The organism is Glaciimonas sp. Gout2 (assembly GCF_035018905.1).
GTDB lineage: Bacteria > Pseudomonadota > Gammaproteobacteria > Burkholderiales > Burkholderiaceae_D > Glaciimonas.
The window spans coordinates 58,136-76,006 of record NZ_JASJXA010000006.1; the positions used below are offsets into that span (position 1 = coordinate 58,136).

The 17,871-nt window shown below is 51.4% G+C and carries 15 protein-coding genes; all 15 read right to left on the bottom strand.

Features of this window, described 5'->3' with window-relative positions:
- Positions 1-62: 62 nt before the first annotated feature.
- A complete protein-coding gene (locus QN379_RS06375) occupies positions 63-2,699 on the bottom strand; it encodes a hypothetical protein (protein ID WP_323506269.1) in 2,637 nt (878 codons plus the stop codon).
- A 594-nt stretch (positions 2,700-3,293) separates the two neighbouring features.
- A complete protein-coding gene (locus tag QN379_RS06380) occupies positions 3,294-3,869 on the bottom strand; it encodes a hypothetical protein (RefSeq protein WP_322234735.1) in 576 nt (191 codons plus the stop codon).
- Between the two features lie 742 nt (positions 3,870-4,611).
- Positions 4,612-5,676: a HoxN/HupN/NixA family nickel/cobalt transporter gene (locus QN379_RS06385; protein ID WP_323506270.1), complete on the bottom strand. Its 1,065-nt coding sequence runs from the start codon at positions 5,674-5,676 to the stop codon at positions 4,612-4,614.
- 119 nt (positions 5,677-5,795) lie between these two features.
- Entirely contained in the window at positions 5,796-7,262 is a 1,467-nt protein-coding gene (locus QN379_RS06390) for a cobyric acid synthase (protein ID WP_323506271.1), read from the bottom strand.
- Between the two features lie 20 nt (positions 7,263-7,282).
- The gene (gene cobD / locus QN379_RS06395; RefSeq protein ID WP_323506272.1) at positions 7,283-8,287 is read right to left on the bottom strand and encodes a threonine-phosphate decarboxylase CobD; all 1,005 of its coding nucleotides are present in this window, start codon (positions 8,285-8,287) and stop codon (positions 7,283-7,285) included.
- Positions 8,288-8,289: 2 nt separating this feature from the next.
- Positions 8,290-9,276, bottom strand: a complete 987-nt coding sequence (gene cbiB / locus QN379_RS06400) for an adenosylcobinamide-phosphate synthase CbiB (protein WP_323506273.1) — start codon at positions 9,274-9,276, stop codon at positions 8,290-8,292.
- Complete coding sequence (gene cobU / locus QN379_RS06405; RefSeq protein ID WP_323506274.1) at positions 9,270-9,866, bottom strand: bifunctional adenosylcobinamide kinase/adenosylcobinamide-phosphate guanylyltransferase; 597 nt, start codon at positions 9,864-9,866, stop codon at positions 9,270-9,272. Before cobU ends, cbiB begins: the two co-directional genes overlap by 7 nt.
- Positions 9,859-10,545, bottom strand: coding sequence for a 5,6-dimethylbenzimidazole synthase (bluB, locus tag QN379_RS06410; protein ID WP_323506275.1), 687 nt, complete (start codon positions 10,543-10,545; stop codon positions 9,859-9,861). The genes cobU and bluB overlap by 8 nt, the downstream gene beginning before the upstream one ends.
- A 6-nt stretch (positions 10,546-10,551) precedes the next feature.
- Positions 10,552-11,913 carry a cobyrinate a,c-diamide synthase gene (locus tag QN379_RS06415; protein ID WP_323506276.1) on the bottom strand — a complete coding sequence of 454 codons (1,362 nt, stop codon included), beginning with the start codon at positions 11,911-11,913 and terminating at the stop codon, positions 10,552-10,554.
- Positions 11,914-11,915: 2 nt separating this feature from the next.
- Entirely contained in the window at positions 11,916-12,518 is a 603-nt protein-coding gene (gene cobO, locus QN379_RS06420) for a cob(I)yrinic acid a,c-diamide adenosyltransferase (RefSeq protein WP_322234719.1), read from the bottom strand.
- Between the two features lie 49 nt (positions 12,519-12,567).
- Entirely contained in the window at positions 12,568-13,728 is a 1,161-nt protein-coding gene (locus QN379_RS06425; RefSeq protein WP_323506277.1) for a GTP-binding protein, read from the bottom strand.
- A 40-nt stretch (positions 13,729-13,768) separates the two neighbouring features.
- Positions 13,769-15,385 carry a precorrin-3B C(17)-methyltransferase gene (gene cobJ / locus QN379_RS06430; RefSeq protein WP_323506278.1) on the bottom strand — a complete coding sequence of 539 codons (1,617 nt, stop codon included), beginning with the start codon at positions 15,383-15,385 and terminating at the stop codon, positions 13,769-13,771.
- Between the two features lie 50 nt (positions 15,386-15,435).
- Complete coding sequence (locus QN379_RS06435; protein ID WP_322234713.1) at positions 15,436-16,248, bottom strand: cobalamin biosynthesis protein; 813 nt, start codon at positions 16,246-16,248, stop codon at positions 15,436-15,438.
- The gene (gene cobM, locus QN379_RS06440; protein WP_323506279.1) at positions 16,241-17,074 is read right to left on the bottom strand and encodes a precorrin-4 C(11)-methyltransferase; all 834 of its coding nucleotides are present in this window, start codon (positions 17,072-17,074) and stop codon (positions 16,241-16,243) included. The genes QN379_RS06435 and cobM overlap by 8 nt, the downstream gene beginning before the upstream one ends.
- Positions 17,075-17,091: 17 nt before the next feature.
- Positions 17,092-17,865 (bottom strand): precorrin-2 C(20)-methyltransferase, encoded by a 774-nt coding sequence (cobI, locus tag QN379_RS06445; protein ID WP_322234709.1) that lies wholly within the window; start codon positions 17,863-17,865, stop codon positions 17,092-17,094.
- Between the last annotated feature and the right edge of the window lie 6 nt (positions 17,866-17,871).

The window sequence follows — 17,871 nt, forward strand, 5'->3', positions numbered from 1 at the left end:
CGACATGGCAATAGCTACTCGTACCGATATAACACCGGTGCGAGTAGCTAATGACTTACGAATTAAAGTAGGCCATCTATTTTTACGCGGTACTTGAGTACTGCTTTTTGTTGATTTTCGAGTGCATCAAGGTGTCCGTCCACTCGTCCGTTAGCGACTGCTGGCGCGGTCGCTGGCGTCTCCGCTCCATCTTTAGCAATAAGCGTCAATGTAGGTTGATTTGGTGCGTCCGTAGAAACCACAGAATGCATTGGCGCCGTATCTGTAATTGCTAGATCCGCATAATCCACTCCGCTTGTATTTTCTAATGTCAGGCGATACCAAATACATGCAGCTGGCTTGGCGATGATCTCGCTTTGTCCAAACAGTTTGCCATCCGGCAAACTGTCACAAGAAGCATCCAGCGCTTGTTCCTTGACTAGTTTTCCGTCAAATATGCCGATTAATTTATAGGTATTTTCACCGAGCAAACGCGTTACTGCGGTGTATTGGAATTGACCATTGACGGTCAGAATACTGGCTGTTTCGGTCGTCGGCACGTTTGCTGGCGCAGTGATCGTCAGTTGGATACGCACTTTTTCTTTACTTTCCAGTTCGATAGATTGAGCTGGCAATGGCTCTCCATCGACATCTACCAAGGTAGCCGTAACTGTCCAGCCGCTTTCCATCTTGGTGACGAGATCACTTTTAGTGATGGTAAGTTTGATATCGCTGGTATTGAGAATTTCGTGATAAAAGCTGACAACCCCATTTGGTTCAATCACTTTAGTCGGCGTTTGGTCCTGGATCGTCTCACTTTGTGCCACGTATAAATTCAGCGGCAGTTCAGCTTTGGTTTTTCCGTTGTGTTCAATCTTGGACACTACTTCAAGCACTATGCCTGCTTTAGTGCGGTTACCAAGACCACCGTTAGTGGCTGATCCGCTCACTTGCGCGCAAAGGTCTTTATCCGTCCCACCTGAGATCAATCCGGTATCGAATGACGATAAACTGCCAGCATCCGGTCCACATATGCCACCGGCATCGGCTGGATAAAGGCGAACACCTAATCCGGCTGACTCTTTTACGCCGACAATATAGGCTTCATGTGAGGCGACTTCAGTCGTGTTTTTAACGCGTATCTTGAAAGTTGTGCTTGAATCATTGGCTACAACGACATGATTAACGATTCTTTCTTCATTAGTTCCAGCAATACCGACCAGACTTACTGTGCGATCGCCAAGCGCCAATGTATACGAGACTTTCTTGGTAAGCGCCTCATCCTTATTATTTTCTGGCGTTGCTTTGATGGTGATCTTATGTGCAATTGCAGCCATGACTGATACGGCATCCTCCGTATTGGAGGGCGCTAGTTGAACCTGAAGTTCGATCACTTGTTTTTTTCCAGCAGCAAGCGTTATTGCAGGCGCATCTTTATCGTCATTCGGCGTCCCGGTAATCCATACCAGTTTCGTCTCTTTTGGCAGATCTGCGCTTTCACTCGACAACACAAAAGTATCTTCACTTTCGCCAGTGTTTTCGATCAATGCCTTAAGACTAACAATTTGTCCCGGTACAGCAGCGTGGTCTCCACTCTCACCGACTGGCAAGCTAAGCCCCAATTCACGACGCAGGATACCGGTCACATTGACATTAATTGGCGGTGTTTTTGCAGAATCAGCGCCAAGACCAGTAGCGCTCATGTCCGCAATTTTTCCCGTTTCAGCCTGTAGAATTCTAGAGCCTAATGCAGCGGTATCGTCTGCTAAAACCACAAATCGAAGTTGTGCTTTATCCGTTTTGGCGTTTGCAGGGAATTCTAGAGCGAGAAAGAATTTTTGGTCATCAACCTGTGTCAATTTGGCTTTATAACCTTCCCCCCACGGCCTCACTGTACCTGGTTCCAATGCTTCCCATACATTATCGCCATTATGTATTGAGACTTGATAACCGTTCTTTTTATCAAAGGACAGCCCTTTCAATGCTTCGCCGGAAAGGTCAACGGTCATTCCCATATATGTTGTACTGGCGTCTTTGGTATCAATATCAAAAAGGTAAACAAAATCTTTTGTATCTAACCCGCCACGTGCGATATCAATCTTCTTTTCAATTGGACGGATTGCAAAGGTGCCTATAGCCGGATCATATTCTTGTATTAGTTTGGCTGATGCATTCTCAGGACCGCTCACAGTGAGTGACACGTGCGCAGCTTTATCGCTTGCCACCTGAAGTATCGTCGCCTCAAATGAAAACAACTCTTCAGGCTCCAGACCAGTATCAGATAACGCTAAAGCAAACGATGGAGATGCAGCGGTCAGAATGGTCTCTTTACCCTCGCTCCAGACGGTATATTGAGAAACGTTCAAGAAGTCTGACGCTGTCAATGTGACTTCTTTAATAGCCACGTTACCCGTGTTGCGGATGCGGTTGTGGAATTTATTTACACCGCTAATCGTAGTGTCACCTTCAAGCGCCAAACTAAACACATTTTGAATTTTGGTGATGACCACATTGGAAGTCGCACTCTGTACAAGTCCTGAAGGCAAGGTATATTTCGCTGTCGCTGCGGTACCAAGTTGCGCCCCGCCCTCTAATATCCGTGATTTCGCTAGTACTGGCGACACGACGCCGCTTAGAAGTACCGCCGTCATCATCCAGGCAACAGCACATTGCCAGCGCGTAGAGTGCCGATCTTTAAGAGGGCTTATTGGTGAAAACATTTTGGTTAATCCTCGTTTATTTAATAACTAAAAAGCAAACATACTGACTGAGCTATCAATAAAAAATTGCGCAGATCACACTATGGATCGACGATAGATAAGGCAGTACCACTTTTTTCGATTGATATTTCTACTATTTTTATTACCCAACATTCCTAACTGACGTTGGTTGAACCCGCTTCTGAGGGTCTGACGTACGATGTCAGAATTGAGCGTCAGAATGAGCGTTTGTGCCCGCCAACCATATCCAACAGCGAACCGCAACTTTCGCGCTGCAGTGAAAGCCGTTATTTCCAGGAGTTGCTTTGACATCGAATAATGCGCAGCTAATATCGCAGCAATTTTCAGCGAATCGTAGCGTTAAGACTCTCAGTGATGTAGCGCATGTTCTCGACAGATTTATTTCAAAATACGTAGAAAAAACTCTTCACTTGCTATTTTTTTACGTCTTGATTGAAATATTTCTTAACGTGAAAATTAGGTATTGAGTGCGTTATTTTTGAACTGATCTAATAATAAGAAAGAAAACGACAGAAAAACATATGATTTTTTTTACTTAAACATCGATTCAGTCCGCTATCACCAGACTTATCGCTACTGAGTTGATACCTTATTTACGCCATACATAGCGCCGCCGGGAACAACAATACGTGCACTGACTGTTTTACTTTGGCCTGCCGCTAATTCGCCAAGATTCCAGCGCAGTTCACGGTATTCAGAGGTTGGAACAATGATTTCTTTTGTCCGACCCGCTTCCACAATATTGCGTTTAATCGGCGCATCAGAAAACTCCGGCACACCTTCAATACGCGCCATGAAACTGATCGGCCGCGCACTTTCAGACTGATATGTAGCGCCTTCTGGAAGTGGCAACGTTGCCTGCACATCGCCGACCGCCTGCACGCCTGCATTACGGTATAAAACGCGGTATTCGATTACGTCACCCGGACGGGCATGAAGAGCATCGTCGGAAAATATTTCTTTACCGTCCTTGGTCTGCACTTTATGCGCACTTAGTACCGCATGCACGAGAGATTTTTCCGTGGCAGCGGTCGGCATTGGAGCGATGGGAGCCGCCGGCACTGCCTGTTGCGCATGTGCCGTGGTCATCAAAATGGCCAGCCACAGAGGCAGGACCGCGACGCGTAAGCCTGTCTTGGTAGTTGTCATTGCTTGCTTCCTTTTAAAGAAGTCTATTTTCCAGAAAAAAAGTTCGTATACCTACAAGAGAACTCTCTTTCTCACTAAGACATTCCTAATTCTTGATGTAGATTATTCTTGTAATACTTAGAATTTTCTTAGTAAGCGCATTGCCACCCACGCTTACGCTAAGACATAAATTGTTGAACTATTTTTACGTATTCCGTTGATGTATCGCTTGAGGCACGTGCAGGTACCATTGCACCAAAAGGGCCAGATTTTTTAGTTAATCGTCTGTTGTGCGGCGGCTAAGTAGATAGAGGAGAAGTGGAAAATCGAAAGACATTTCTCCGGTCATTTATATTTCATAAACAAGAAAATTAAGCCGGATGATAGTGATAGTGATGCTGATGCGGATAAGGAAATATCCGCGGATGCGCAGACTTTCAATCCTTAGCTAAATATGCCGACTAAACTAAAGATATAAGCCAAAATGAGGAGATGGATTGCGCTAAGCACTTCCTGGTAACTACATCGCAGGAATGGTATTTTTATGCCGGTTCAATTCAGCCATAAAATTCAACAATAAAATCAAGTAATAAAATCAAGTAAAAAGCCTCGGCAACAACATTCAATAAAAATCAACTACAGCAATAACGGTCGTACTAAACCGGTCAATGACTGAGATCGACGATATTACGATCAAAGAATCATCGTCATCGCCGGCTATTCTATATGGCGTTCTGATGCATCGCCCTGATACGGATGAGGTTTATTGTGAAGATTGTTCCGGGGCAAGGTTATCGTAACCACGCCACCGATAGAAGGCGATTGATGCCATCCAGCTAAATATGAAGAAGGCAATAATAGCGTATCCCAGACTGCCAAAATTTCCGGTCAAGGTATTAATGAAGTTCCAGAATTTTCCCTCCAAAACTAATTTTTCGCTGATCAATCCCAGCACTTCGATACCACCGATTGCCAGCGCAACAAATACCGACACCAACGTAATTGTCATGTTGTAGTACAGTTTTCGAATCGGTTTTACAAAAGCCCAGCCATAAATCCCTAGCATTAGCGTGCTGTCGAGTGTGTCGACCAACGACATTCCGGCGGCAAATAATAGCGGGAAAATCAAAATCGACCAGATTGGGATACCGTTCGAAGCCTGAGTCGCTGCGATTCCCAACAAACCTATTTCTGTCGCCGTATCAAATCCCAACCCAAACAAAAAACCGAGCGGATACATATGCCAGCTACGCGATATCATGGCAAACATCGGCCGAAAAATTTTGGCCAGAAAACCCCTGTTATTAAGTAGATGGTTAATGTCTTCTTCAACATATTCGCCACCGTTACGGAGATGCTTAAACACTTTATAAATTGACCGAAATACCATCAGATTGATGATACCGATAATGATCAGAAAAAAAGCCGATATCAACTTACCGATGATGCTACCGATTACTTTGAATTCTTCCATTTCTCCTGTGAGCGCCGACGCCGTCGCTGCGATGGCTATCGACGCCAGCAACACGACTGTCGAGTGTCCCAATGAAAAAAAGAATCCAACTGCAACAGGACGCTTCCCTTCCTGCATTAATTTTCGTGTGACGTTATCGATAGCAGCGATATGGTCGGCATCGACTGCGTGACGCAAGCCAAAACTGTAAGCAAGAAATGCGCTGCCAAGCAAAACCGGGCGAACCTGGAAGGCAATGATTGCCCAACCCCATGCCACAATATTGAAGACCAGCAAGAATCCATAGATACCAAAAAGTTTTATGCGGAGGCGTCGGTCAACCTTGCTGAGTACCGTTTTGAAAATCGTGAACATAGTTACTTTGTTTGATAGTGGATGGTGTGGCTTAATTTTCTTAGCAAAAGAGCTGGTACATGCGCGCTACAACTGGATTTGCACTATAGAACCGGCACGATAACCCAAGTTGGCGGAGATCAACGCAATTTTTCCAAAGCCCTTAATAGTGGGAGTGTTGCGTCAGCGATACGATCGATACTTGCCTCTCGCAGCGCCATTAGGTCGAGCGGCACTGCGTCCCCCAAACCAGCCCAAGCCAATACAGCGCGCAAAGCCTCGGGCGTGTCGAAAACCCCATGTAAATAAGTACCAAGAATCTGGTCATCGGCTGATCGAGCGCCTTCTGCCGCACTCCGTCCAGAGACTTCATTTGAATCATCAATAAAAAACGCAGGCCTGGAAAGTGCTGCGCCATGTGAAATACCCATGTGTATTTCATATCCACTTACCTTGGCATCTGCAAACGCACAGCGGCCCGCGACCTGAGTCAGTTGCTTATCGAGCGTCATTTCGGTCTCCATCTCCAGTAATCCAAGGCCTTCTGACACGCCAGCCATACCTTCCACGCCATACGTATCCATCACACTCTTGCCCAGCATTTGAAAGCCGCCGCAAATACCGATCACTTTGCCACCGTAGCGCAAATGTCGCTGCAATGCCTCCGGCCATCCATTTTTCTTCAGCCACGCCAGATCACCGCGTGTATTTTTGCTGCCCGGCAAGATAATCAGATCAGCGGGAGGAAGCGGCTGATCCGCTGCAATAAAACGCAAATCGACTTGCGGATGCGCACGTAGCGCGTCAAAGTCAGTGTGATTACTGATCCGTGGCAACAATGGCACAATCACGCGAAATGCGCCTTTCCCGTTTTGTTCCGATTGGATCGCATCTTCGGCGTCCAGGGTCAGGCCATGCAGATACGGCAACACCGCCAGCACTGGCTTTCCTGTGCGCGCCTCAAGCCAATCCAAACCGCCTTGCAGCAGACTTATATCACCCCGAAAACGATTAATCACAAAGCCCACCACACGCGCACGCTCGCTATCGGACAGACAATCCAGCGTCCCTACAATATGGGCAAAAACGCCGCCACGATCAATATCCCCAATCAACACGACCGGACAATCGACCGCCTCGGCAAAGCCCATATTGGCGATATCCCGCGCCCGCAAATTGATCTCAGCGGGACTTCCTGCGCCTTCCACGATGATCGCCTCATATTGCGCTGCCAGACGGTGATACGACTCCAGCACCGCTGTCATCGCCGTGGTTTTGTATTGATGGTAGTCGCGTGCGTTCATGTCGGCCCGCACATGCCCATGCACAATCACCTGCGCGCCGATGTCACTGGATGGCTTTAACAGAATCGGATTCATGTCGGTATGCGGTGGCAGTCCCGCCGCCAACGCCTGCAAGGCCTGACCGCGTCCGATTTCTCCACCATCCACGGTGACTGCGCTATTGAGCGCCATATTTTGCGGTTTAAAAGGCACTACCTTTATCCCGCGACGCGCCAGTAAGCGGCACAAAGCCGCTACTAAAGTGGTCTTGCCAGCGTCCGAGGTTGTTCCCTGAATCATCAGCGTTTTATAGGGAAAGATCATTTTATTATCACATTTTATATTCATACTTGATGCGACTTCTCGTCGGTTTTCCACTCTACCAATGCCTGTTGCAAACGTTCCCATCCAGCTTCATCCGATGGCAAACCAAGCCGGATTCCACCAGCGCCACGCGTAAATAGCCGCACCCATATTCCCCGCATCGCCATATGTTGATGGAAAGCTTGTGCCGCCGGTTCGGGCCACCATTGATACAAAGCGCTGCCGCTGCTTTCGATGTTATTTGCCGCCAATAACACATGCAGACGTTGCCCATAACTGCGCAATTGATCTCGCGTGTGCTGCTGCCATTGCGCGTCGGACAGCGCTGCAACACCAATCGTCTGCGCTGGCCCACTAACTGACCACGGTCCCAACTGATCCGCCAAAGTCGACAGCAGCGTTTTTTCTGCCGCTACAAAACCTAATCGCAATCCGGCCAGCCCAAAAAATTTCCCCACTGAACGCAGTACGATCAACCCCGGTTGATCAGACCATGCCGCCACGCTGAGTGCTGGCGTCGTATCAGCAAACGCCTCATCCACGATCAGCCAGCCACCGCGTGCCGCAAGCTGCGCGGCCCACTCCAGTAATATCTGCGGGGCAACCGTTGCGCCAGTCGGATTATTTGGATTACACACGACCATGACATCGCAATCGGCGACCACCGTTTCCAGTTCTGCGTAAACAACCTCGCGCACTGTATGGCCTGCCCGCGCCCAGCAATGGGCGTGTTCCGCATAAGCCGGCGCTGCGACCACCACCCGCGATGTTGAGCGCAAACATGGCAACGCCTGGATCGCCGCTTGCGTACCGGCTACCGGCAGCATCGCCGGGGCGCCATAATAGTGCGCCGCCGCCATTGCCAGACCGGAATCCGCTTCAGGCAAGCGATGCCAGGCATCCAATGCCAACATCGGTACAGGATAGGGATGCGGATTGATACCTGTGGAAAGGTCCAGCCACTCACTCCGAGGGCGTCCGAAGTGGGCAATCGCCGCGTGAATATCTCCCCCGTGCTCAAGCATATTTACACCGCATGATCAGTTCTCAACATTAAAATAACAGCCACAATGGATAGCAGAACCAGCCACAAAATCGTCGTTCGCAATACTAATTTCCATGCTCTGCGAATATCTTCCGCGCAGGGTTCCACCCCAGCGCCCAGTGGCGGTCGGCTTTCCATCACCCCATCGTAAGACGCAGCGCCGCCAAGCGCCAGACCCAGCGCACCCGCACCAGCCGACATGACAGGGCCAGCGTTAGGACTCGGCCAGTCGGGCGCTTGCGTACGCCAGCATGTGAATGCCAGCCGCGTTTGTCCCACCGCCGCATACGACAAAGCGGTAAGTCTGGCCGGGACCCAGTTAAAGAGATCATCAACCCGTGCGGCAAAGCGGCCGAACCAGTTATATCGCGCGTTGCGATAGCCCCACATGGCATCCAGCGTGTTCACCAACCGGAACAACACGGCACCGGGGCCGCCAGCAACCACAAACCAGAAAAGCGTACCAAAAACCGCATCATTACCGTTCTCCAGCAACGACTCTACCGCCGCTTTGGATAGATCGACAGGCTGCGCCTGACCGGTATCGCGACTGACAATCCGCGACGTCAGATGACGCGCAGTTACCAGATCATCGGCGCTCAGTGCTTGCGCAATCGGCACCGTATGATCCCGGAGACTGCGCAAGCCAATACAGAGATAAAGAAGGACAGCGTGAACGATGAGCGCTACCATAGCGGGCAGGATAGACAATGCCCATATCGTTAGCAGAATGATTGGCAACACCGCCAATGTCCAGCCGAACACACCACGCAAAATACACCAGACAGCGGTGGGATGTTGACCTGGATGGTGAGGCGAACAAGCATTCAGCTTGCGTTCCAACAGCGTGGCAATCCGTCCAAAGCCGACCAGCGGATGCCAGCGCCGCGTCTCGCCCAATAACATGTCCAGCGCAACGCCAGCGATCGCCAACACTGCCAGCGTAGTCAATGATAGACCGCTCAACATGCCGTGTCTTTTAACATGAGCGGCAAACCGGCGGCGATGAATACCGCCCGTTCACAACCAGCAGCAACGGCTTGATTGAGGCGACCGGCCTCGTCGACAAACCAGCGTGATATCGCACCCTGCGGCACGATGCCCATTCCGACTTCGTTAGAAACCAAAATCACGTCACCTTTAGCATCGGCAAGTGCCTGTAAAAATGCGGCGCGCTCTTGATGGAACAATTCGGGTGGAATGATTTTGCCAATATCAGGATAGTTTTTTTCCTCGGAAAACAATAAATTGGCACACCACACTGTCAGACAATCGATTAATACAACGCGCTCGGGCGTACTCCATTCGGTAATCGCCGCGCCTAGCATCAGCGGCTGTTCCACCGTGTGCCACTGCGCCGGACGCTGGGCTTTATGCAGTGCGATCCGCGCCTGCATTTCACTATCGGTATGACTATCCTCGACAGCAGCGGTCGCAATATAAATCACCTCACACTGCGTTGCTTGGGCCAGCCGCTCGGCGTAGGCACTTTTGCCGGAGCGTGCACCACCTAACACCAACGTTCGGACGACCTTGGAACGGCCCGATTTGTCATGCATCGTGTTTTCCCTCCAATGGTTGATCTGTCACCACGGGATGCGCCTCAACCCACGCATTTTCCGACACTAGGTCATTTAGCCGCTGGCGCTTGGCCCAACCTTCCAGTTCAAGCATCGGACGTGGATAAAAAGCCTCGACATGACCAAGACACAATATCGCCAGCGGTTTGGCGTCAGCAGGAATATGCAATAGTTGGCGCAATGCCTCAGGATCAAATAACGATACCCAACCCATCCCAATTCCTTCCGCCCTTGCCGCCAGCCACATATTTTGGATCGCACACGAGACCGAACACAGATCCATTTCAGGCAATGTGCGGCGGCCAAAGATATGCGCGTCCCGACGATCCATTAACGCCACCACCAGCAATTCGCCGCAGTCGCGTATTCCCTCAACTTTGAGGCGCATAAAAGCATCTTCCCGTTCACCCAAAGCGTGAGCGGTATGGATGCGTTCCTGATCCACCAAGGCATGCATCTTTAGCCGCAAAGCCGCGTCAGTGATGCGGATAAAGCGCCACGGTTGCATAAAACCGACACTGGGCGCCATATGCGCAGCCTGTAACACACGCACCAATAAGGCCGCATCAATCGGATCGGGCAGAAAGTGGCGCATATCGCGGCGCTCTGCAATTGCCTTGTAGACCGCCGCTATCTCGGCATCATCAAATCGGTTCATCGTTGTTTATGGCAAAAATAGCTGCGCGGCCGCAACAGGGTTGGACGGAAAATAACAATGTAAATAACTGGCAACGAGATGACCTTGCTGAAATATCTTTTCTCCCGCAGAGGTATTATGCAGTCGTTCACCACGCGCAATCGGGATCATCTCCGTCTCGATCACCGAATGATGAAAAGTGTGTGCACGCAAAACACCGCCCGGCATTGCCGCAGACTGATAACCAAGCCCTTGCAAGCGCCCTTGCATAATAGCGTGACCGCGCAGCAAACCGACCATGTTGGCCCGCTTACCTGCTTTATCGGTCAACGATTCGAGAAGATATAACATGCCACCGCATTCGGCGAAAATCGGTTTGTCGTTGGCGTGATGCTCTCTCAAGGCCGCCTTCATGGATTGGTTGTCTTGCAGCGATTGCAGATGAAGCTCTGGGTAACCACCGGGGAAATACAGACTATCAACATCGGGCAGACTGTGATCGGATAGTGGTGAGAAAAAATGTAACGTTGCGCCCATCTCGCGCAAGCAATCCAGATTGGCAGGATAGAGAAAAGAAAATGCAGCATCCTGCGCGATACCTATTCGTACGCCACACAATGGTGTGGTCAAAGCCGGTAAAAGATCATCGACCTGGGATCGCTCAAATGTGACTGCCGGCGGCAAGTCTGCCAATTTGGTATTGCCGATCCCCTCCGCCGCCCGATCAAGCCGCGCATACAGATCAACCACTTCTGCCGCTTGCACCAAGCCCAGATGGCGCTCTGGCAACGCGAAATCTTTTCCGCGTAACAAAGCGCCAAAATACGGGATGTTCAAATCCGGACGCAACCCTTCTTGCAACATCTCTGCGTGCCGCGCACTGGCAACAGCATTAGCCAGCACGCCAGCAAACGGCACATCCTTGCGAAAATGTGCCAAACCATACGCCACCGCACCAAAGGTCTGCGCCATGCCGGTAGCATCAATCACCGCCAATATGGGAACGCCCAGCAGAACGGCTAAATCTGCGCTACTAGGCTGACCATCGAACAGCCCCATCACACCCTCAATCAAGATCAGGTCAGCATCCTGCGCTGCATCCCAGACCATCTTTCTGCAAGTTTCTTCCCCAGCCATCCACAGATCAAGCTGATACGCCGGATGACCACCGCCAGCCGCCAGCGCCAGCAACATGGGATCGAGAAAATCCGGACCAGTCTTAAACACACGTACCCGCAATCCACGCAATGTGTGATACCTCGCCAACGCAGCGGTCACGGTTGTTTTGCCGTGATGCGAAGCGGGCGCGCTGATAAAGAGGGCCGGCACCCGATGGTGCGGCACTTGATGTTGCGGCGCATCGGGGAAGCGAATCACAGAATCAGACATAGTTAAAACTCAACGCCTTTTTGCGCCTTGATTCCCTGCGTTTGATAGGGATGCTTTACCGGACGGAATTCCGTCACCAGATCGGCGGCCTCAATCAGCGCATCCGAGGCATGCCGACCGGTGACGACGATATGTAACATCTCGCGTCGGGCGGCGAATACGGCGAGTACTTCGGTTAATTCCAGATACTGATATCGCAACACAATATTCAGCTCATCCAGAATCACCATATCGTACGATGGATCTTGTATCATCCGCACCGCTTCGGCCCAGCCAACCGCTGCGGTTTTCATGTCGGCGTCACGATCTTGCGTATCCCACGTGTAGCCATGGCCGACGACATGGAAATCACAATTTTCGTGTCCGCCCAGAATAGTGCGCTCGGCACTTTCCAGCGCGCCTTTAATAAACTGCACCACGCCCAACTTCATGCCATGACCGAGGATACGCATCCCCATGCCAAAAGCAGCAGTGGACTTTCCCTTGCCCGTGCCAGTGTTGACGATCAACAGGCCTTTTTCTTTTTGTGCGGCGGCCTTCTTTTTTTCAAAGCCTTCCTTATGCCGCTGGGTCATACGCTTATGGGATGCTTCGTCGGTTTTCATTGTATTTTCTCCGTATTCTGTAACTTCTATTTTGCGTCTGCTAACGCCATTATTTCCAGACAGTACCGGTCAAGTCGGACAATAACGCCGCCACCTGCGCGCGACGCAAGTGATAACCAATAAAGACCAGCTCAGACTGCTGAGTCGATGCTGTATTTATTTCAGCACGCGCCATTTCAGTCACGGTGACGCGTGTACGCACACCCTGCAATAGCAAGGTAGACGTAGAACTCTTGTTACGAATAAAGCCCTTACTTCGCAGGATGGGCGTTGCGCGTGATACCGCGATTACAGCCGTTTTTAGCTGATCGGCCGATTGCTCGCCCGTGCTGCGAAGGGTGAAAGACATCCAGCCCGGGTCCTGCTCATGAAAATGTTTATGCGTGGCAAGACCGTGGCTGTGTGCCGCCATGCCAGAATGCACATGGCCGTTCAGCCGATTTTGGTGTGGCAACACCGTCGCATCCGACTCCGGCATGCGACTGATCGGGGAATAAGTATGGCTGTGCGCCAGTTCTTTGGCCTGATGCAAACGCAACCCTAACGCAAGGCGAATATCGAGTTGCGCGTTAAAAGCTAACTCCAGAAAACGTACATTCGGTGCACGTGCACGCACACGGCTTTCTGCAAGCAGCAAAGCGCCCTCATCGAGTCCATCTATTTTGTTCAACACCACCACATCGGCATAGGCCAGTTGCTGGTCAAAGAGCGTCGCAATCGAGTCATTGGCTGATGCGCTTTTTAATCTCGTTGCCGCCTCATCCGCGCCATACTCAAACGCATCGTCCAATAATAACGGGGTGTCGACGACCGCTAATGTCGCATCCAGCACAAAGGTCGCGACCAGTTCCGGCCCTTGCAACAATTCCATCACAGCCGTCGGCAATGCCAGACCCGACGTCTCAATCAGCACATGATCGACGTTGGCACGGCGCTCGGCAATCTGCAGCATGGCAGGGATAAATTGCGCATCATTGCCATACGCGATCAGACCATGCGCAAAGTCATGGATACGGATGTGATCATCACCGCCATCGCTACCATCAACAACTTCGCGCATCAAGACACCGTCTACCGCCATCTCACCGAATTCATTGATCAGCAACGCCAAGCGGCGTCGATTACGTCGCTTCACCAGTCCACTCAACAACGTGGTTTTTCCCGAGCCGAGAAAGCCCGTAACGATGGTGACAGGAATCTGTGGCTGCATTATGGCGTCCTCATGCAATGACTATGGTTATCTGCATTCATCATGGCGTTGAAAATACCGCATCCCACTGCTGAAGCTGCACTTGCACTGCATCAAAAGTTGTCGCCGTAAAAGGATAAGACATAATTGGCCGCTGAACTACCAGCAACGGAATCCCCAGCGCGGCGGCGGCATCCACCTTAGCTTGATACCCACCCGCTTCGCCCGAGTCTTTGGTGACCACACAATCAATGCGCCAGTCACGCCACAATGCCTGATTGAAGTCTTGCGAAAATGGGCCTTGCATCGCGCAGATATGACTGCGTGGCATACCAAGATCAATGGCGCGTTGAATATTTTCAGGTTCAGGCGTAACGCGAGCGAACCATTGTGTGTTCCGTGCGTCAGGCGCTTGCAAAAAACTACCCAAATCCTTCGAACCGGTCGCCAAAAAAATCCGCTTGCCAATTGCCATAGCACGTTCCGCAGCTTCTTCCATCGTTGCGCACACTATGGCTTTTTCCGGTCTGGCGACAGCCGTTGCTAACGCATCCGTCAACCCGCCCGGCCGTTCATAGCGCAGGTAAGGAATACCCAATTCTTGCGACAGGCGCATCAACTGTTCGGAAATCAGATTGGCATAGGGATGCGTCGCGTCTACCAAGACCCGGGCGCGACTGTTAACCAGCGCTTGCCGACGCGCCTCAACCCCTTGTCGTCCCGCCCAGACGATTAGTCCCGGGCAATCTTGCAACGCTACCTCGCCGCCATATTCCGTCGCGGCAGAAACCACTACCGGCTTACCGTCAGCCGCCAGCAAACTAGCCAACGCGTTACCGTCACTAGTGCCGGAAAACACCCACGTCGCCTCCTTGGGGAAAGTGACGCCGCTATCCACGCCCGTATTGTTATCGCTCTTGCGCGCATCTTCTGTTTCCGGCGCACGCCAGTCATTGTAGCCACGCGGCGTAAAAATCTGTCCGCGCTTGCGCTGCGTAAATCGATTGCCGATCACAATCGTGGTCAGCATGTCAAACTTAAGCGTCAGCAACTCTTGCAGCGAATAAATGGCGACTTCTTGCCCGGGCCGATAAGCATTCTTGACCACGCCGCATAGCGTTGTCGGCGCTTTGAATTCCAGCATCAAATTGAGAATCCGATAAACGCCTTCCTGCCGTCCTGCGCTCTGCACGTTATACAATACACAGGCCAGATCGGCCTGCGCGATGTGGCTTGCGCGTTGCTCGATCCAATCCCAAGGACATAACAAATCCGACAAACTCAGCGTCGCAAAATCATGCGATAGCGGAGAACCCAACAACGATGCACACGCGTTGGCTGAGGTGACGCCGGGAATCACGTTGACGGTAAAAGTATCGTCTTCGCGGATTTCGTCATAGGCCAGTGCGGCCATCGCGTAAATGCCGATATCGCCGCTGGAAATCAGCGCCACGGTCGCGCCAGCACGCGCCTTTTCGATGGCTAGCAATGCGCGTTCACGCTCCTGCGTCAGCGGCGGCGTATGGATTTCTTTGCCGACAATCCACGGCGCAATCCAGCGCAGATACAACTTATAGGCAACGATCACGCTACTTTCACGCAAAGCCGTTTCGGCACGCGGAATGATCAGATCGGCAAAGCCAGGTCCAACCGATACCAAATTCAAGACACCCGTCATTTCTCTTTACTCCTTCGGATTCAACTTCTTTTTATTGCATCTTTGCTACATTACGATGTGTAGGTTTTTATTAACTGATCTTCCACTACCGCTACCGCCACGCCATTGAGTGCCGTCTTCGGTACGATCAATGCACCACGCGGCGCAGCAATCAAGGCACATGGTTCGCACACGCCATCTAACCCAACATTCTGTTGTACCCATGCCGATGTTTGAGAAACCCATGCGCGGGACGCCACCGTTGCATGCGAAAAAATGCGTAATGGCAAAGCATGCTGATGACAAAATGCGAGCAAACCAGGTTCGTTCGCTTTCAGATCAACCGTCGCAATTTCTCTTACTTCCGCCAAACTGCGCGGACCCAATGCCAGCAACACAGCCGCGGCTATCTGCTCAGCCGAGACATCTTTGCGACAACCAACGCCAACAACGAGCGGCTTGATCGCCTCGGTCGCGGTGGTGATCACAGGCGTCGCGCCAATCGCCGCAGCGACGCGATAGGCAAGTTGATTGGCACCGCCTTCATGCCCAGCCAACAGCGATATCGCAAATCGGCCGGCCTCATCCACAACCACCATTGCTGGATCACTCAGTTTATCTTGTGGCAATCCGTCTAAAAAACGCACGGCGATACCCGTTGCGCCCATGAAAATCCATTGATAATGTTGACGATAGTGCGTCTCAAATAGTTTCTTCTGATTACTATTTTGAGTGGTGGCAGGTATTTCGGCGAGTGTATCCACGGATGTCAGCCAAGGTCGATAGCACACACCACCCAAATGCGATTGCAACACCGCAGCCAACGGTTCCGCCTCTGCACGAACTAACCAGATGCCCAGAGAACTGTCGGCAGATTTACTCAACGGACACCTGCTGTCCGACGTCCTCGTCCACTTGCTGATCTACTTTCTTGTTGGCTTTCTTTTTTCCCTTCTTTACCACGCGGAACAGATGCGTAAACTCCTTCGAATACAAGCTTGATTCAACCTGCTCGCCGTGACCCAACGCTGCGCCCACCAACATCATCGTGGTCAGGTTCCAGCTGCCGCGTTTGGTTTCTGCCAGCACGGTCGCGAGCGTTCCTTCGTAAATTTTCTGTTCCGGCCAGGTCGCCCGATAGACCAGTTTCACTGGCGTATCAGCGGGATAGTGCAAACGCAAATCGGTCACAATTTTCTTCAGATGCGGACCCGACAAGAAAATACACATAGTGGCGCGATGCTCTGCCAGCTTGGCAATAGCTTCGGCCTCCGGCACCGCCGAGGCACGTCCCGATACCCGCGTCAAAATCACTGTTTGCGACACTTCCGGTTTGGTGAGCTCTGATTGCACCATCGCCGCCGCAGCAGTGAACGAGGACACACCGGGCACGATCTCGTAATCGATTCCTAATGCCTCCAGCCGCCGCATCTGTTCCGCAGTGGCACCATAAATCGCTGGATCACCGGAATGTAATCGCGCAACGTCGCAATTGTTTTCAAGCGCACGCTGATAACAGGCTTGCTGCTGTTCCAAATCAAGCGTCGCCGTGTCTAACAGTTCCGCATCGGCGCGACAATGCTGCAACATCGCGGTCGGAACCAGCGATCCCGCGTACATCACCATGCCAACTTTACCCAACAAATTGGCACCGCGTAAGGTAATCAAATCAGGTGCGCCCGGACCAGCACCAATGAAGTAAACTTTCATACTATCTCTTCTCCATACTATCTAGTTTCTCTCGGTGTTTTGCGAATCAGCAGCGTCGCCAGATATCCCATCGCTTCGGTCGCCGATAGCGTGGTCACGTCTGCTGCGATCAATTCGCCCGAAAGGCCAATCCGCCGCGCAAAGGCGCAATGTTCAGCGATACCCATGTCACGCAATAAGGCCAACACCCACGGTAGACGTGCGCCGACTTTCATCAACACCACGACATCATGCGTGTCGATCTCCTGACGCAAAGCCGCGGCATCTTCCGGGCATGGCAAGATCAACGTGCGCTCCTTACCTTCTCCAAGCGGCCAGCCCAGTGCGGCAGCGGCAGCGGCATAACTGGTAATCCCCGGAAAGGTGCGATGCGGCAAATGCGGCAATCGTGTCAGCAATGCAGCCAATACATAACCATAAGTCGAATAAGTCATGGTGTCGCCAATGGTCAAATACGCCACATTGCGACCGGCCCGAAGCTCCATGGCAATAGCGTCTGCCAGTTGCGCATAATGCTCGCTCAGCACATTACGATCCGGGTCCATATTAAATTCAATCTCGCGCAAACGCGGCGATCCAGGTTCAAGCCCTAGTTCGATCCCAGCCAGACATTGCAACGCCACCGAAGTATCCGCACTTCGTGCACGTGGCGCGTAAATCAAATCCGCTTTTTGTAGAACTTCCAGCGCTGCCAATGGCAGATATCCTGATGGTCCCGGCCCGACACCAACGCCCCAGAAAGTGCCGAGGTTATTTTCTTTACTAATTTTAGTCACCTTTAATTCGGTCAAACTTGA